The organism is Nocardia pseudovaccinii (genome assembly GCF_050942345.1).
Lineage (GTDB): Bacteria > Actinomycetota > Actinomycetes > Mycobacteriales > Mycobacteriaceae > Nocardia > Nocardia pseudovaccinii.
In genome coordinates this window covers 8095191-8112159 of sequence record NZ_CP192074.1, presented here as the reverse complement: position 1 = coordinate 8112159, position 16969 = coordinate 8095191, and the positions used below count along the sequence as shown (strand labels likewise).

Here is a 16969-nt window from a genome sequence, read left to right as displayed (position 1 = left end):
CCGGGCAGGATCGGCCAATCGCGTTGGTCGGTCCTGGTCCGTGTCGGGGCGTGCCCGTAGACTCGCACAAACGCTAGTGAGGAGGGGTGTTTTGGCGGGAGCGACCGATGCGGGGCAACCCGCTCGGGAGACGAGTCAGGGACCGCGGCCGTTCGCGCACATCAATGCCGGGAATACCGGGTTGTACCGGGGGATCATGGGGGCGTTCGCATCGGCCAAGCGGCGGTTCACCATTCATTTGCGGCCCGAGGACGTGCAGCACCACCTCAGGCAGTCCGGGCAACAGTCGCCCGAATACGCGGTGATCGTCGACGCATTGGCTCAGCTGTGCGGGTGGGGGAATCTGCGGGCCGATCCCGACACCAGTCGGGTGACAACGGTGGAGGAGTTCCACCGGGCGCGGTTCCTATATCAGCTCACTGTGGAGGGTGAGGCCGCGGAGGAAGCGTTGGCCGCCTACGACGCGGCGCTCGGTAGGCGCGGGGCGCTGCAATCGGTGGCATTGGTCGATATCGTCGTGCACCTGCGTGCGCTGCTGGAGCTGGCGGGTGCCACCGAACCGGATGTCGCGCGAGTTCACTTGTCGCTCAACGCGCTTGCCGGGCGGTTCCGTGACCTGGCAGATAATGCGCAGGCGTTTATGGGCTCGCTGCAGCGAACGATCGAATTGCAGGACGCGGAGGTCGAGGCATTCCTTGCCTATAAGGATCGCCTTATCGAGTATCTCGAGCGTTTCATCAAGGATCTGGTTGCCACCGGAGCCGAAATCTCGGAACTGGTGCTCGAACTCGAGCGGCGTGGTGTATCTGCGCTACTCGATGTCGCGGCCGAGCGCGAGTCCGCGGATGCCGCGCCCGACGGAACCGACGATTTCCGGGGGCGGGAATTCGCGCGGTGCCGGGCACTGTGGGCCGAACGCTGGGACGGTTTCCACGCCTGGTTCATCAGCGGCTCCGGACATGCCAGTCAGGCCGCGATTCTGCGCGGTCAGGCCAGGGCCGCGGTGCCCAGGATGTTGGCGGTGGTCGCGGCGCTCAACGACCGGCGGGCGGGGCGGTCGGATCGATCGGCTGATTTCCGCACGCTCGCACGGTGGTTCGCGCAAGCCCCCGACGACGCCGCGATGCATTGTTTGTGGCGGGCGGCGTTCGGCCTGCACTCCGCGCGTCATTTGACCATTGACGCCGATACGGTCGACGCCAGGGAGCAGCGGCCGGTGCCGCCGAGCGCGTCGTGGGCGGATGCTGCACCGATCATGATCAGCCCGCGGTTGCGTAAGACGGGACGATATGAGCGGCGTGGCCGCCCGAACCGGGTGATCGACCGTACCGAGCAGCGCCGGTATCTGGCGGAGTTGGCGGCCAAGGAAGCGGAGGAGACGGCCGCGGCGCGGGAGGTGTTGCTCGCGAAAGTGGGTGCGCCGACACGACTGTCGGATGTCGGCCACCTCGACCCGGATGCGTTCCGTCTGTTCCTGGGGCTGCTCGGTGACGCGCTCGCCGGGAAGACGCCCGGGCGCACCGAGGTGACGACGGTGACCTCCGACGGCAGCCTGCTGGTACGCCTCACCGAATTGGCCAACTCCGGTGTCGCCGAAATCCGCACCGATATGGGTGTTTTCCGTGGGCCCGACCACTTGCTACAGATCGAGGATCCAATGGCGTGGCGGGAGGCGGCATCATGACCAGTGCTCTCACCGACGCGGTGGTCGCGACCCGGGCCGCCGAACAGCGCAAGGCCGCCCGTGCCCTGCTGCGCCGCCCGCTGCTGCGGGCCGACAGTCGTGACGCCGAGATGTTCGCGCTGGTGACCCGGCATGCTCAGGAACTACGCGAATGGTTCGACCGGGAGACCGGGTGGCGGTTGTCGGTTTCGGGTGAGGTGGCGAGGCTGTTCAAGGTCGTCGCCGACACCGCCGATCCAACCCACCCTGCCGTCGACGCCGGCCGCAAGCTCGCGTTCGGGCGACGTCGCTATGTGCTGGTCTGTCTGGCGCTGGCAGTGCTGGAGCGTTCGGATAATCAGATCACCCTCGGTCGGCTCGCCGAGCAGATCGTGCTGGCCGCTGCGGATCCGGAATTGGTGGCCGCGGGAATAGTGTTCACGCTGCAACGTCGGGACGAGCGTGGCGATCTGGTCGCCGTCGTTCGATTGTTGCTCGATCTCGGTGTGCTGGATCGGGTCGCTGGTGAGGAACAATCGTTCATCGATCACGGGGGCGATGTGCTATACGATGTGCGCCGCCGGATCACTTCGGCGCTGCTGACCAGCGTGCGTGGTCCATCGATGGTGCGGGCGAACGGCTTCGCCGACCGCCTGGCCGAGTTGACCCACGAAATGCCCGCCACCACTGACGATCTGCGCAACCGGCGCATCCGTCAGCGGCTCACCCGGATCCTGCTCGACGAGCCGGTGCTGTACTACGAGCGCTTGGGCGAGGACGAGCGGGCGTACCTGACCGGTCAGCGTGCGGCGATCTGCGCCCGGATAGCCACGTTCACCGGGCTGGTCGCCGAGGTGCGGGCCGAGGGTATCGCCATGGTTGATCCGGGTGATGAGCTGACCGATATCCGGATGCCGGAGGTGGGTACCGACGGCCATGCGACGTTGCTGATCGCCGAGCGTCTCGCGCGATCGATCGGCGCGCGAGTTCCGGTGCCTGAGCTGCGTGTTTGGATGGCTGGTCTCGCGAAAGAGTATGTGCGCCAACGTGTATGGCGGGCAGGCTCGGCCGAGACGGGGGCCGAAACGGAATTGGTCGAGGCCGCGCTGACCAAGTTGGAAGCGCTGCGGTTGGTGCACCGCTCACCCCGCGCGACCGACGAGGAGTGGGTACTGCCGCTGCCCGCGATCGCCCGGTACGGAGTGGATGCCCCAACGGTCGCCGAGCCGACCGGCCGAAAGGCGTGACGTTGACAGAACAACAACTGCCGCAACCACATTCGGCGCGCTGGCAGCCGCTGCGTGCCGGTTTGGTCGACCTGTTCTACTACGATCTGCAGGAATTCTGGTTTCGTGACGGGCGTCTGCTGCTGCGCGGCAACAATGGCACCGGCAAGTCGAAGGTGCTCGCGCTGTTGCTGCCGTTCCTGCTGGATGGTGACCTGTCCGCGCACCGGGTCGAACCCGACGCGGATCCGAAGAAGCGCATGGAGTGGAATCTGCTGCTCGGTGGCGCACATCAACATCCTGAGCGAATCGGGTACTCCTGGCTGGAATTCGGGCGCGTCGACGCCGAGGGGGCGATGCACTACCGCACCATCGGCTGCGGAATGAAAGCCGTTGCCGGGCGCGGGATCGCCGGGCACTGGTATTTCGTCGTCTCCGGGCGGGTAGGTGTCGACTTCCAATTGGTCGACGGACAAGGATTCCCACTTACCAGGGATCGGCTGGGAGAGGCGGTAGCCGCTTACGGTGAGCGCTACGACAAGGCGCGTGATTACCGGCGTGCGGTGGACGGGGCCCTGTTCGGGCTCGGTGAGCAGCGCTACGGCGCGCTGGTCGATCTGCTGATCCAACTGCGCCAACCCCAACTATCCAAGCGTCCGAGCGAGAAAGCGCTGTCACAGGCGTTGACCGAGTCGCTGCCGCCGTTGGATCAGGCGATCTTGGCCGATGTCGCCGAGGCATTCCGCAGCCTGCAGGAAGACCGTGACGAGCTGAACGAGATGCGCGAGGCGCTGGCCGGTACACGCAGTTTCCTGAATCATTATCGCGGATACGCGCGGATCGCCACCCGTCGTAAGGCCGGTGTGCTGCGGCAAGCGCACTCCCGATATGAGCGCGTCGGGCGAGATCTGGGCGAGGCCAAAACCGCTTTGGCCGCCGCACGGGACCTGGAAGCACGGTTGCGTGCGGGGCTCGAGGAAGTGGCCGACGAGCAGACGCGACTGACGCAACGCCGCCAAGCCCTGCACGACAGCAAGGAAATGGAAGCGGCCCGGGAACTCGAACACGCCAGAGCCGCCGCCGAGCGGGCGGAAAAGTCCGCCGCGCAACGAGAGTCGGAGCGCGCCGAGGCCGAACGTGGCGCGGCTGAGCGAGAACGCAAACATGCCGACGCCGAAGGAACCGCCGAGAGCGCTCATGCGGAACTGGCCACACGCCGTGCCGCGGCAGAGATAGCGGCCGAGCGTGCCCTGCTCGCACAACCGCATACCGTCGAGGTCACGGGCCGCTTGGAGCAGGCCGCCTCCATCGACGTCTTACGGCATGCGGCGGCCACGGCAGTGACAGCCCAGCAAGGCGCGATCAAGCATGTGCGGACTCTGATCGGCCGCGCCGACGCAGCGCAGGCACGATTGCGCGAAGCTCGGGGACATATCGATCAAATCGACAGCCGCGCGGCGGAACTGGCTCAGTGGTGTGCCGATGCCGAGGGCCGGATCCGCACCGAGGCAGGCGAATTGGCCCGGGCAACGGAACGGCACTTCACCGCTGCCACCGAACTCACACTCGACGATCTCGCCGATCTGCTCGATCGACTCACCGAATGGGCCGAACTGCTCACCGGCGACAACCCCGCCGTCATTGCGGCCCGCGCCCGTGCGGAGGAACTCACCGCGCGGTTGAGCCGCGCCGATGCCGCGGCCGAAGCCGAACAGGCCCGGCTCACCGGCGCCCGCGACCTGTTGCTCGCCGAACAGAATAGGTTGGAGCGCGGCGGAATCGAAACTCCGCCAACGCCTTACACCCGCGACCCGGCCACCCGCGCCGAGTGGGACGGTGCACCGCTGTGGCGGCTCATCGATTTCGCCGCCGGTCTCGATGATCTTGCCAAGGCCGGACTGGAAGCGGCGCTCGAAGCGGCGGGCATACTGGATGCCTGGGTGACGCCCGGCGGCGAACTTCGTTCCGACACTGGTGATGTCATCGTGACCGCAGGCGAGTCGGCGCCTGGTGTGAACCTGGCCGAGGCGGCCGTACCGGCGATCGATGACGCCGACGAACACGCTCGTGCCGTCGATCCGGAGACGGTGGCGAATATTCTGCGTGCCATCGGTCTGGGCGCTGACTCGAGTCATCACACGTGGGTGGATCCCGGCGGCCGATTCCGGATCGGCGTCCTCGACGGCGCCTGGCACAAGCCTGCCGCACAGTACATAGGTGCCGGGGCGCGCGAGCAAGCCCGGCGGCAGCGTCTGGCCGAACTACGCGACGAGATCGCGAACCTCGCTGAACAGATCAGCGAAATCGCTGGTCAGCGAACGGTATTGGCGACCCAACTGGAAACGGTTCGCATCGAACGCGATACGGTACCCAGCGACGCGGCACTGCGCACGGCGCATCAGGATCGTGCCGAGATCGCCCGCAGACAAAGGGAACTCGCCGACGAGCGCATCGCCGCCGTTGCCGAAGCTGATAGCACCTCAGCGGCACACGCGGCGGTGGCCGCCGAACGCGACCGCGACGCCGCCGACTGCGGCTTGCCGACCGACCGGGAATCGCTGGAACAGGTCGCCGAGGCACTCGCCGACTATCGGGTCGCGGTGGGCGAACTGTGGTCGGCGGTGATGTCTGTGCGTACCGCGGAGCAGCACGCTGCGGACACGCGCGGCGATCTCGAAGAGGCCATCGAGCGCCGTGAGCAGCGCACCGAACTCGCCGCCGCCGAACGCCGCGACGCCATCGGCGCAAAGGAGCGGTTCGACACCTTGAGCGCCAGCGTCGGCGCGGCCGTCGCCGAACTGGAAACGAAGCTCGCCCGGGTGGAACGCGAGTCGACCGCCAATCGCAACCGCCACGGAACTCTTACCAAAGATCTGGAACGGACCCTGCTCGATGCCGGTCGCGCCGAGGGCAAACGCGATGAGCTGACGACCCTACTCGAACAGGAAAGACAAGAGCGCGACAGCGCCGCGGCCGGGCTGCGGCGATTCGCCGACACCGGACTGCTCGACATCGCCTTGGCACACACCGCGATACCCGATACCGGCGAACCGTGGGCGCCGAATCCGGCGGTGACCTTCGCCCGCGCGGTAGACGTCGAACTTGCCGAGGTGGTCGACGACGACAAGGCGCTGGAACGGGCCCAGCGCCGGGTCACCGAGGAACACAAGGCCCTTGGCGATATGTTGAGCCGACAGGGTAATTCGACGTCGGCGTCATTGTTGGAGGAAGGCATCGTTGTCGATGTCGTCTTCCGCGGCAAGATCACCACCGTGTCGGCGTTGGCCGCCACTCTTGACGCCGAGGTTGTCGACCGGGGCAGGCTGCTCACCGAACGTGAACGCGAAATTCTGGAGAACCATCTGGTCAGCGAGGTCGCCTGCGCCCTGCAGGAACTCATTCTCGCCGCCGAACGGCAAGTGGCACAGATGAATTCGGAGCTCGCCGCCCGGCCGACCAGCACCGGGATGAAACTGCGGCTGGACTGGGTGCCCGGTGACGACGCCCCGGCGGGGGCCGGGGCGGCGCTGCGGCAGCTGCGCCGGACCGCGGATGTGTGGAACGAAGCCGATCGCGCCGCCGTCGGCGAATTCCTGCAGCGCGAGATCGAGCGTGTCCGCTCGGCCGATACCGCGGGCACCTGGCTCGAGCATCTGACGAAGGCACTCGACTACCGGCAGTGGAACAAATTCATCATTCAGCGCTACCAGCACGGCAATTGGATGGCGGCGACCGGACCCGCCTCCGGCGGTGAACGAGTGCTGGCGGCGAGTGTGCCGTTGTTCGCCGCCGCATCGGCCCATTACGCGTCGGCGGGCAATCCGCATGCCCCCAGGCTGGTCATGCTCGATGAGGCATTCGCCGGTGTGGACGACAACGCCCGTGCCAAGTACCTCGGCCTGTTGGCCGCCTTCGACCTGGATGTCGTCATGACCAGCGAACGCGAATGGGGTTGCTACCCAGAGGTTCCAGGGCTGGCCATAGCCCAGCTCGCCCGTGTCGACGGAGTGTCCGCGGTGCTGGTCACCAACTGGGAGTGGGACGGGCGGGAGCGTACGCGGGTGCGGCGACCGGCTCCGGCGCTTGTCCCGGTCACTGGCGAGCGCACATCCGATGCCACCCAGGATGGGCTGTTCGAATGACGCATGATCCGGTTCGGCTCGCGAAGATCCTGGGCGGTGCGGACACCGACTGGCTGGTGGACCGGGTGGCCGAGCGGCTGGCCCGAGGGCTCTCGCTGGCCGAGACGATCAGCTTGAAGAACCCCACCGCCGCCCAACGCATGGCCGTGGATCAACTACTCGGCCGCCGGGCGAGCACCGGCGCGAGCGTGACCGTCCCATTGGCGAAACTCGATGCGGCACTGAAGTATTCAGGCATACACCCCGATGGCCTCGCGGCGGCCGTCGCGGCACTGCGTGGGCCGGTTGTCAATCGTGCCTCAGCGGGCGTCGCAGCCGAACGAGCCTGGGCTGAGGCGTTGCAGCCGTTGTGGGAATACTGTGGGCAACGAACCGAACTGCTGGATTGGTGGACCGAAGCGGTTCGCTCCGGATTGGTGCGCAGGCTTGCCGGTGATGCCGTCGCCGCGGGACCACTGATCCTCCGGTTACAGGCTGTGCTTGCGGCGTTGCCCGCGGAACGTGAGTTGCTGGGAGCCTTGGCCGCTCGAGTGGTCGGTGGCGCGCATGCCCTCGATCCCGGTGAGCCGCTGGCGACGCTGACGCTCAGCGCCGCGCGTGAGCTCGGCGGTGTTCCAGACGGTGCCGACCGGCGCACCACTTGGGCGGCGGTCGGTGTCGTAGTAGATGAGCTGAGCAGCACAGTGCTGACCGTCGGTCTGCCAGGCGATTCGCACACTGCGACGGGGCGGGTACTGCGGGAATTCCAGCGGGTCGGACAACCGGTTGTGCTCACGTTACGTCAGCTCCTGCGCGACCCGCCGGTGTTCATATCGGGCCAGGTGATCTCGATCTGCGAGAACCCGGCAGTTGTAGCCGCGGCCGCGGACCGCCACGGGCCCGCCTGCCTACCACTGGTGTGCACCTCGGGACAACCGGGCGCCGCTGTGCTGCGCCTGCTGGAACTCGCCGTCGGCAACGGCGCCCGCTTGCGCTACCACGGTGACTTCGACTGGTACGGCATCGCCATCGCCAACTTCCTGCGCAGCCGATTCGCCTGGGCCCCATGGCGATTCGATCACCAGCAGTACCGTGCGGCCGTAGCCGTGACCGATACCCCCGGACTGACCGGCAAACCGGTTACCGCGACCTGGGATCCGGATCTGCGACATGCGATGCGAGAACTCGGCAAACAGGTCGAGGAGGAGGCAGTGCTCGAAGATCTACTGACCGATCTGGCGCCGACCCCGCCCGCCTGAGCGGCTCAGCCTTCGAGTTGCGGGAAAGTAGTCCCGGCATCGACGTGGCGGGCCGGTGGTAGGGCCGCTTCGGCGAGTGACCATGCCACCCTGGGTAATCCGCTTGCCAATACTTCGATGACCTGGGCGCCAGCTGCGGGGCAGCGAGGTGCTGGCAGATGCCGACCGGGTCCCAATCGGTGCTCGAGTTGTCAGACCGATATCACGGTCAAGAACGGATCCAGCCCTTTGAAGTCGTCCGCGTTGCGGGTGAACAGCGGTAGATCGTGCACCGATGCCACGGCCGCGATCATCAGGTCCATCTTGCGTGGTTTGGGATTGCGTCCCGCTGCGACCACCAGTTTCGCCATGGAGGTAAATCGCCGTGCCGCCGCGGACGCGAAGGGAAGCGCATCGAAACCGTGCTCGACCTCCAGCAGTCGCTCGGTGCGCAACGCCAGAGCTTCCGGTGTGGCGGCGACCGCGATGCCCAAACCCAGTTCGGCGAGTGTGATTGTGCTGATCCTCGCTCGAACCGGCAGTTCGGCCTCGTCGATGATGCCGATGTCGATGAGGACGCAAGTGTCCAGCAGTCCCACCGGAACTCGCTTATCCGATTCCGGTTCAGTCATCGAGGCGGTCCTCTCCGAATGCCGCTTCGATTTCAGCTCGCTCCGCCGTGCCACTGCTGATATCGGCGAAGCGGGCAAGCCGTGCCTTGAGGTCCGCGACCGCCATGTCCTGTCGTGGCGCGATGGGCCGCAGTTCGCCGACGGCGCGCCCGTTGCGGGTGATGACGAAGTCCTCGCCGGCTTCGAGTGCGTCCATCACGCCAGCGCTGCCGTTGCGTAGCTCGGCCTGTGTGATCGTTCTCGTCATGCATCCACGATAGCAACGGATGCTATGAACTGCTATTGGCCGACTGCTCAGTATTCAGCTGGCGGCGCCGTCCTGCTGCCCCAATCGAGGAGGCTCAACAGGAGCGGTTCCGGCCAGCCTGATCCATCACGGCCCGGCATCCGGTGGAGGCCGTCCCGCGACTCGGGTCCTACCTGAGCTGAGCGCCGCCGCCGTGCGGCCTGCGTATTTCCGGTCGAAAGTACGCGGCGGCTCAACCTGTCGCGACGCGTTCGTCGACGAAGCAAAGAGGCGCCTGGATTCATCGCACGGCTGGTCGGCGATCGGGCTCCGCGGTCGCGGTGCCCGATCTGGGAGTAGAGCGGGCGATGGTGCCGGATGTCGTTTTTGCCCATGAAGATCGACAATTGAAGGGCGCGGCCGCATGGCGGCACGGTAGTCAGTCCCCTCCGGGTGCTCGTGGTGGGCGAGGGCCCCGGCAACGGGTGTGCGGACCGCCTTCGAGGCGGCGGAGCACGAGGCGGACCTATCACCTTCCCGTAGTACGCGTGGGTCGACCGCGATCCAGCCCCGGGCGGCCGCCATCCCGTTCGGTGTCGAGCTGTTGCAGGACTAACGGATGGATCGGCTCCCTGGTATATGAAGCACATGGTGGGCCACGGTTGTTGCGCCGATGCCACAATCTTCGTGTGAACCCGTTGCGCCGCCTCAGCCGTGTGGTTCTGGCGTTCGTGCTGGTGACGATTGCGGGCACAATCGGTTACCTGGTGCTGGGGTTCGGGTTTCTCGACGCGCTCTATCAGACGGTGACGACGATAACGACGGTCGGTTTCCGCGAGGTCCATCCGCTCACCCCGTTGGGGCAGGTCTTCACCATGGTGCTGATCCTGGTCGGGGCGGGCACTGCCTTCTATTTGTTCGGGGTCATGCTGGAGGCCCTCATCGATGGACACCTACGGCACCGTCTGGAGCGAAGACGAATGGATCGGCAGATCGATCGGATGCGCGGGCACGTCATCGTCTGCGGCTGGGGAAGAGTGGGCCGCTCGACCGCGCAGTACCTCAGCAGCCTCGGCAAACCGATCGTAGTCATCGATCGCGATCCGGAGCGGTTACGCGGCATCGAGTTCGCGCACATCCTCGGTGACGTCACCGACGATGCCGTGCTCCACGCGGCCGGTCTCGAGCACGCCTACGCGCTGATCGCGGCACTGGACAATGATGCCGACAATGTCTACGTGACGCTGTCGAGCAGATCACAGCGCGCGGATCTGGTAATCATCGCGCGGGCGCGCAACGACAGTTCCAAGTCCATACTCCTGCGCGCGGGCGCGAATCGGGCGGTCAACCCCCAACTGATCGGCGGTCGCCGGATGGCGGCCTTCGCGTTGCAGCCCAACGTGGCCGAGTTCCTCGACGTGGTCATGCACGAGGACGCCCTCGAATACCGCATCGAGGAGATCACGATCGGCGCGCAGTCGCCGCTGATCGGCCACACCCTGACCGATGCCGCGCTGCGCCGCACCACCGGCGCCCTGGTAATCGGCATCCGAGCGTCGAGCGGTCGGTTCATCGCCAACCCCACCGACGACACCCGAATCCACGCCGACACCATCCTGATCGTGCTCGGCACACCGGCTCAGCTCAATGCGGTCCACACCCTCGCTATGTGCTAGCGGGCTGCCATCCGAGGATTGAGCCGACTCGGAGGTCGAGAGCGGGGCGAGGGGGCGGGACTTGGTGGTGGTGAGATCCGTGGGGAAGACATTGAGATAGGCGGCGGGGACGCCCCAGCACGACACGCTTGGCCAGATCGACTGGTGAAACCACGAAATGGCGGCCTACGGAGACTCTGGTCTTCGGGTTGTATGGACTCCGAAAAACTGCGTCTGATCGCGAAGGATATCGACAAGATGCTGGCCCAACGCCGCAGGGCGATGGTTATCGTCCGCGGACTCATCTGTGCCGACCACAGGTGGCAATAGAACCGATGAACAAACCGGCGAGCAACCTCGCTTACCTCAGGAATTGGTCTCTCGCGAATTCGTGGTAGCGATCCTGGACGCGCTCACAGAGAGCCCCCTTCCTGCGGACTCGGGCCTGCCGGGTCGCCGCCGCGCCCTCCTCACCGCTTTCCGCGTGCTCGTCGCGGCGCGGGGTGTTTCACTGCGTACCCGACCTGGCCCCTCGATCCAGGAGTACCTCGACGCGCACAACGAAGACCCGCCCGTAGGTCTGGACCGCGACCGCCGAATCGATCCTTGCGAAAGCTGCCCGCAGGCGCGTCGCACTCGAAAAACTCAGCCAAATGCGCGACACACTAGGAGGTCGTGAGGTCGCGGCGGCGGAACAACACGACCCCGGCGGCACCGATCCCGAGAGCGAGCACCGTCAGCCACGCGAGCGGAGTGGCTGTCACCTGCGCCGCGGGGACCGCGGGTACGTGGGTGAACGGTGACAGGTTCCGGACGGATTCGGGCAGGTCGAGCAGTGATCCGAGGAATCCGAAGGTCAGACAGAGGGCGAGGACGCTCCAGGAGAGTCCGGCCGACCAGGCGGGGAGGCTGCCGAAGAGGAGTGCGACCGCGGCCGCGACGACCAGGATCGCGGGCACGATGACGAGAGCGGCACCGGTGAGCCGCACGACCTGATCGGGCACGTCCCCGACGACCAGCCCGTACGCGAGTCCTGTCGCCGCCCCGGTCAGCAGCTGCAGGGCCACGATGCCCGCCGCGACCAGGCCGAGGTGCGCGAGCATCCAGCGCGGACGCGAGACTGCTGTCGCGAGAACGGGTTCGAGGCGACCGGCGGCCTCCTCGGTGCGCATCCGTAGCAGCGCCTGCACCGCGTAGCCGGAGACCGCGATCGCCGTTATGCCGAAGATCGCGGCGAAGTAGGCGTCGACCATGTCGGTGGTGCCGCCGCCCAGTTGCTCCATCATGTCGGCCACCTGGTCGCCTTCGCCGAGGAAGTCGTCGATCTGATCGCCGATCGCGCCGTACACCACCGCGAGGACGCCGGTGCCGAACGCCCACCAGAACAGGATCGTCCGCTGCATCCGCCACGCCGATCCGAGCGTGGTCGGCAACGAACGGGATGCCCGGGCCGGCCCTGGGCGGGTCGGGACGAGTCCCGAGCCGACGTCCCGGTGCTCGGTGAGGGCGAATCCGACGGAACCGACCACCAGCGCGAACGCGACGGGCAACGCCAGGAGCCACCAGGTGTTGTCGTCGTATGGCCGGATCTGCTCGGCCCACCCGATCGGCGACAGCCACGTCGGCCAGCCACTGATCACCCGGGTGCCGTCGTGCGTCACCGTGCCCGTCATGTCGCCCACCGCCCGCAACAGGAACGCCACGCCCAACGCGGCCCCGGCCAGCCCGTTCGCGGTGCGGGCACTGTCGCTCACCTGTGCGGTGACCGCGGCGATCGCCGCGAAGGCGATCCCCGCCGCCGCCACCGCCGCGCCGAGGGCCACCGACCCGACCAGTGGCAGGCCCTGCGCCGTCAGGACGACGATGTTGAGGAGTCCGAGAAGCAGGTTGGCCCCGACAGCCACCATCAGCGCGGCAGTGAGCAAGGCCGCGCGACCGACCACAGCGGACTCGACGAGTTCGGCGCGGCCCGTCTCCTCGTTCTGGCGGGTGTGCCGCACGACAAGCAGCGTGGTCATCAAGGCGGCAGCCAGCGACAGCGGCATGACGATCTGACATGCGAGCACGGCCCCGGCGCTGTAGCCGGAGACGAGGCCGTTGGTGGCCAGCGCGACCGGTGACGCCGCAGTGGCGATCGAGAAGCTGCGCAGGTCGGCCTCCGTGGGATACAGGCCGAGCACGCTCGACGCCGAGAACGCCTGCAGGGCCGTGAGGGCGAGCAGCCATACCGGCAGTTGGATACGGTCGCGGCGCAGTGCGAGCCGCACGAGCCGGGCAGTGCCCGCGTACCGGTTCCGCCACGTCGACTCGGCTGGCGGTGCCGGTGCCGGTGCCGTCCGGGTGCTCATCGTGTCCGGGTCTCGGATTCGGCCCGTCGGTGGTTCTCGCCTTCGCGGGCCAGTTCGTCGCCGTAGTGCCGCAGGAACAATTCCTCCAGGGTCGGTGGCGTCGAGGTCAACGACAGGACGCCGAACGCCAGCAACTGCCGCAGCGCTGCGTCGACCGCGCTGGTGTCCACCTCGCATCGGGCGTGGAGGCCGTCGACGCGCACGTCGTGCACACCGTCGACGGCCTCGAGTCCGGTCACCGGCCGCTGCGTCTCGGCGGTGATCGACGTGCGTGTGAGGTGGCGTAGCTCGGCGAGCGTGCCGGTCTCCACGGTCCGGCCCTCGCGGACGATGCTCACCCGATCGCACAGCGCCTCGACCTCGGCGAGGATGTGACTCGACAGCAGGACGGTCTTTCCCGCATCCGACATCTCCTCGACACAGTCCTGGAACACCGACTCCATCAACGGATCCAGGCCCGACGTGGGTTCATCGAGAACGTACAGTTCGACGTCCGACGCGAAGGCCGCCACCAGAGCGACCTTCTGCCGGTTGCCCTTCGAGTACGTGCGCGCCTTCTTCGTCGGATCGAGCTCGAACCGTTCGAGGAGCTCGGCGCGCCGCGACTCGTCCAGCCCGCCGCGCAACCCGGCGAGGAGGTCGATCGCCTCGCCTCCGGTGAGATTGGGCCACAGGTTCACCTCACCTGGAACGTAGGCGAGCCGCCGGTGCAGCGACACCGAGTCGCGCCAGGGGTCGCCGTCGAGCAGGCGCGCGTCGCCCGAGTCCGACCGCAGCAGTCCGAGCAGCACCCGGATGGTCGTCGACTTGCCGGAACCGTTGGGGCCGAGGAAGCCGTGCACTTCCCCGGTCCCCACCTCGAGGTCGAGACCGTCCAGTGCGCGGGTCGGCCCGAACGTCTTGACGAGATCCTGCACCGAGATCGCAGCCATGAGCGGGACGCTACGCCAGTTCGACGGTGGTGCCACGTATGTGCGAACAGCGACAGGCCGGGTAATGCCGATACCTCCTGAATACGCCATCGCCAACAACCGCGACCACCCACCATCGGTCTACCTGCGCGAAGACCAGCTCACCAGCCCCTCGACACGTGGCCAGCCGACGTCTTCCGCCTGGATCGGATCGAGCACTCCCAGACCACGCGCGAGGCCGCCCAACCGACAACACACCAGGACTCGAAGCGGCACGCCGGTCACGGGCTGCCCTTGATCAGAAGCTCGCCAGACCGTTCTCGGAGATGGGGTGATCGGCACTGCGGGTGCGACGTATCGGTCACCTTCCCACGGCCGCCGGACTGCGCTTGGACCCCGATGCGATATTCGACGCTGGCGAGATGCTGATGCGTGGCTACGTCTGGCAATTGCCATCTGGCCCGTTCGAGTGACGTGTTACGGGTGTAAGCCGTTTATGGACGGGGGCCACTGCCGGGATCGGGGGCGCCCATATCGGTCCAGTACACATGGCCCCGGGGATTGGCCGACGACAATACCGTCGGGCCTCTCATCGAGTCCGGCGATCAGGGTCCGCACCCAGGTGCCGTCCAAAGACACCGCCTGCATGTCCTGTCTGGCTACGTTCAGCACCAGCAGCTCGGTCATCGATCGCCCCCTAATCCGAGTCGGGGACTCGAGCACTCGGTGTAGGAGGTATCGCCGATGTGTGGTACTCCGGCGAACGAGGGCACCGCGTCACAGATCGCTGGGGTGTGCCGGCTCGCCTGCATCACGGTGCCGTCAGGCCTGATGATCGCGGCGCTGGCCCGACCTTCCTGTAGCCAGTTGGCGAGTTCGTTTCCCCGGGCCGCGGAGACGACGACGGCGCCGCGGCGCTCCAGTTCGTTGCGCTGCTGCTCGTCCAGCGCTGAGGAGGTGATCAGCGCGAATCGGTTTGCGATCACTTTGTCGAGCCGAACTCCCTGCGGCAGAACGGGATTGGGGCATAGTTTGCCGGGCGAGGTGTCCTCGGCTGTGCGACTTGATCACCAGAGCGGAGGTGTGCAACGCAGGTGCAACTCCTGGGGTGGCGAAGCGGCGTATGGGGGGTAAGTGAAGCACCCGTGGGAAGACCAACCCTCGGAAATGGTCTCCCAGTGGCCCGCCGACGGTCATGGCCCGGCCCAAGGAGATCGCGAGTCGAATCATTGCGCGGACGTGGGGTTCTCGTTCTTGCTGGTAAGTGTCGAGCGCGCTACACGATCGATTCATCGGCCCGCTGCTGCAACCATTCTTTCAGCGGCATTGTCGGCGGTCGTGTCGAGGGTGCGGGGTCGGCCGCGATCTCGACGTCGTCGATGCCGTCGACGGTGAGCACGAGTTCTGAGACGGTGCGCTGTTCGTCCGTGTCGGCGAAGCGGCCCCGGATGATTGCCCGGCCCTCGGCCACCTCGACCGACCATTGCCGTCTGCTACCGGCGTAGTTGTCGAGCAGGGCGCGGACATCGGCCGCCGCAGCTGCCGTGTCGCGGACGAGGGCGCGCAGGAGGTCGCGGCGAGCGACTATGCCGACGAGCACACCGGCCTCGACCACCGGCATGGACCGCAGGTTTCCGGCAATCATCCGGGAGGCGATGGTGGAGACGGCCGTACCAGGCTCGACCACCTCGGCCGGGACTGTCATCGCTGCCTCTACGCTGGCGGTCTGGGCGGCGCCGCGCGCGGCCAGCGCATCGGCTTCGCTCAGTATGCCGATCACTCGGTCCTGTTCGTCGACGACCGGTAGCGCACCGAATCCGCCTTCGGTCAGCAGCGAAATAGCCTCCGTTAGCGGCTTGTCGGGTCGGACGGTTACAACCGGTCGGCTGAAAATGTCGCGGGCATACACTGCATTCACCTCCAGGAAAGAGCCAGGTGCCGAGTGGTCGGCGAACCTCCCGGCAGACGACGTCGAGTGCGCCACCGAAGGTCACCGCGCCGAATCCGCTCGGTGGCGTTCTGCGTCATGTCAGCCTCCTTTCTGCTATCGCACTCCACGGCTCCCGAAGCGGGATAGTGGCGAAAGCCCCCTGCGGATCGTCCGTTGGCAACCAGACGCGGTGCAGTGCGGCGGGGAACAATCGGCGGTCCGGCCGAGCGCAGTGACCGCACGGCGTTGCCGTGGTCGACGCCGCACACAAGCCGCCGCATAGCATGAATCACCTCGACGTTTCTCGCGGCCCGAGGAGCGCACCGTCGAGAAGACAACCGGACCGGCATCGAAGGCCATTGCTGGGCATGGACGAGAATCATGTGGTACCTCCGCCGATCACGGGCATTCATCACCTTGGTGTGCCCAGCAGCGATCCCACTGTGGCCGGTGACTGGTATACGACCGTGTCCGGGTTTGGGTCCGTCCTCATCGAGGAGCGGGAAGACAGGGTGACAACCGTGTTGCTGCAACACCCGAGCGGGGCCCGGCTGCTGCTGTCCTGCCCTGAGCCCGTCACTGGTCATTCATCGCACGGGCCGCCGTTACACGTGCGTTGCCGGCATGGCCGTTGCCGAGGAAGAAGAGCAAATAGGCCACATGATCTCGACGCCCATGGTGAATCCGGCATCTCTCGGCGACCACTCGATATTCAGCTCGCGGTCGACTCGGTCGGGTACGGCAATACGGCCTTCGGCCTCGAGACCGCCATAGCTGAGATCCTGGCCGGACTCCAATTGATCGGCGAGCAGGCGCAGCTCGATCGCGAGCTGGCCGCGGGTGAGAGTTCGCCGATCCTGATAGATCTTGCGATTCGGCATGCCTTTGAGCGCACCACAACGATCGACCCGCCGGCCAGAGCCGAACTACCCGCGACTGTGCACGGAAGTCCACAAGCGATCGAGCTTCCATGTACGGAGCGTATGCGGGCACAGGGAGCCGAATCGGCAGCCGTCTTC

General features: G+C 66.7%; 12 protein-coding genes and 1 pseudogene. 6 read left to right on the top strand and 7 right to left on the bottom strand.

Annotation, left to right across the window (positions count from 1 at the left end):
• The first annotated feature begins 91 nt into the window (after positions 1-91).
• The 4 genes from ACQPZ2_RS36730 to ACQPZ2_RS36715 are packed head-to-tail and all read left to right on the top strand — an operon-like array spanning position 92 to position 8269.
• Positions 92-1684 (top strand): TIGR02677 family protein, encoded by a 1593-nt coding sequence (locus tag ACQPZ2_RS36730; protein WP_433522607.1) that lies wholly within the window; start codon positions 92-94, stop codon positions 1682-1684.
• A complete protein-coding gene (locus ACQPZ2_RS36725; protein ID WP_433522606.1) occupies positions 1681-2910 on the top strand; it encodes a TIGR02678 family protein in 1230 nt (409 codons plus the stop codon). The genes ACQPZ2_RS36730 and ACQPZ2_RS36725 overlap by 4 nt, the downstream gene beginning before the upstream one ends.
• Before the next feature lie 2 nt (positions 2911-2912).
• The gene (locus ACQPZ2_RS36720) at positions 2913-7031 is read left to right on the top strand and encodes a TIGR02680 family protein (protein WP_433522605.1); all 4119 of its coding nucleotides are present in this window, start codon (positions 2913-2915) and stop codon (positions 7029-7031) included.
• Positions 7028-8269, top strand: a complete 1242-nt coding sequence (locus ACQPZ2_RS36715; RefSeq protein WP_433522604.1) for a TIGR02679 family protein — start codon at positions 7028-7030, stop codon at positions 8267-8269. Before ACQPZ2_RS36720 ends, ACQPZ2_RS36715 begins: the two co-directional genes overlap by 4 nt.
• A 191-nt stretch (positions 8270-8460) precedes the next feature.
• Here the strand turns inward: ACQPZ2_RS36715 and ACQPZ2_RS36710 are convergent, their stop codons facing one another.
• Positions 8461-8880 carry a type II toxin-antitoxin system VapC family toxin gene (locus tag ACQPZ2_RS36710; protein WP_433522603.1) on the bottom strand — a complete coding sequence of 140 codons (420 nt, stop codon included), beginning with the start codon at positions 8878-8880 and terminating at the stop codon, positions 8461-8463.
• The gene (locus ACQPZ2_RS36705; RefSeq protein WP_433522602.1) at positions 8873-9127 is read right to left on the bottom strand and encodes a type II toxin-antitoxin system Phd/YefM family antitoxin; all 255 of its coding nucleotides are present in this window, start codon (positions 9125-9127) and stop codon (positions 8873-8875) included. Before ACQPZ2_RS36705 ends, ACQPZ2_RS36710 begins: the two co-directional genes overlap by 8 nt.
• 668 nt (positions 9128-9795) lie before the next feature.
• Here ACQPZ2_RS36705 and ACQPZ2_RS36700 point away from each other — a divergent pair.
• Together ACQPZ2_RS36700 and ACQPZ2_RS36695 are read left to right on the top strand one after the other, a co-directional pair.
• Positions 9796-10782: a potassium channel family protein gene (locus ACQPZ2_RS36700; RefSeq protein WP_433522601.1), complete on the top strand. Its 987-nt coding sequence runs from the start codon at positions 9796-9798 to the stop codon at positions 10780-10782.
• A 473-nt stretch (positions 10783-11255) separates the two neighbouring features.
• A pseudogene (locus ACQPZ2_RS36695) lies at positions 11256-11411 on the top strand (IS630 family transposase); the annotation flags it as partial.
• 15 nt (positions 11412-11426) lie between these two features.
• On the opposite strand, the gene ACQPZ2_RS36690 reads toward ACQPZ2_RS36695, so the two are convergent.
• The 5 genes from ACQPZ2_RS36690 to ACQPZ2_RS36670 form a co-directional block, all read right to left on the bottom strand.
• The gene (locus ACQPZ2_RS36690) at positions 11427-13109 is read right to left on the bottom strand and encodes an ABC transporter permease (protein WP_433522600.1); all 1683 of its coding nucleotides are present in this window, start codon (positions 13107-13109) and stop codon (positions 11427-11429) included.
• Positions 13106-14041 carry an ATP-binding cassette domain-containing protein gene (locus ACQPZ2_RS36685; RefSeq protein WP_433522599.1) on the bottom strand — a complete coding sequence of 312 codons (936 nt, stop codon included), beginning with the start codon at positions 14039-14041 and terminating at the stop codon, positions 13106-13108. The genes ACQPZ2_RS36690 and ACQPZ2_RS36685 overlap by 4 nt, the downstream gene beginning before the upstream one ends.
• 662 nt (positions 14042-14703) lie before the next feature.
• Complete coding sequence (locus ACQPZ2_RS36680) at positions 14704-15006, bottom strand: hypothetical protein (protein ID WP_433522598.1); 303 nt, start codon at positions 15004-15006, stop codon at positions 14704-14706.
• A gap of 290 nt (positions 15007-15296) precedes the next feature.
• Positions 15297-15929 (bottom strand): CBS domain-containing protein, encoded by a 633-nt coding sequence (locus ACQPZ2_RS36675; RefSeq protein ID WP_433522597.1) that lies wholly within the window; start codon positions 15927-15929, stop codon positions 15297-15299.
• Between the two features lie 626 nt (positions 15930-16555).
• Complete coding sequence (locus tag ACQPZ2_RS36670) at positions 16556-16831, bottom strand: hypothetical protein (protein WP_433522596.1); 276 nt, start codon at positions 16829-16831, stop codon at positions 16556-16558.
• Positions 16832-16969: the final 138 nt, after the last annotated feature.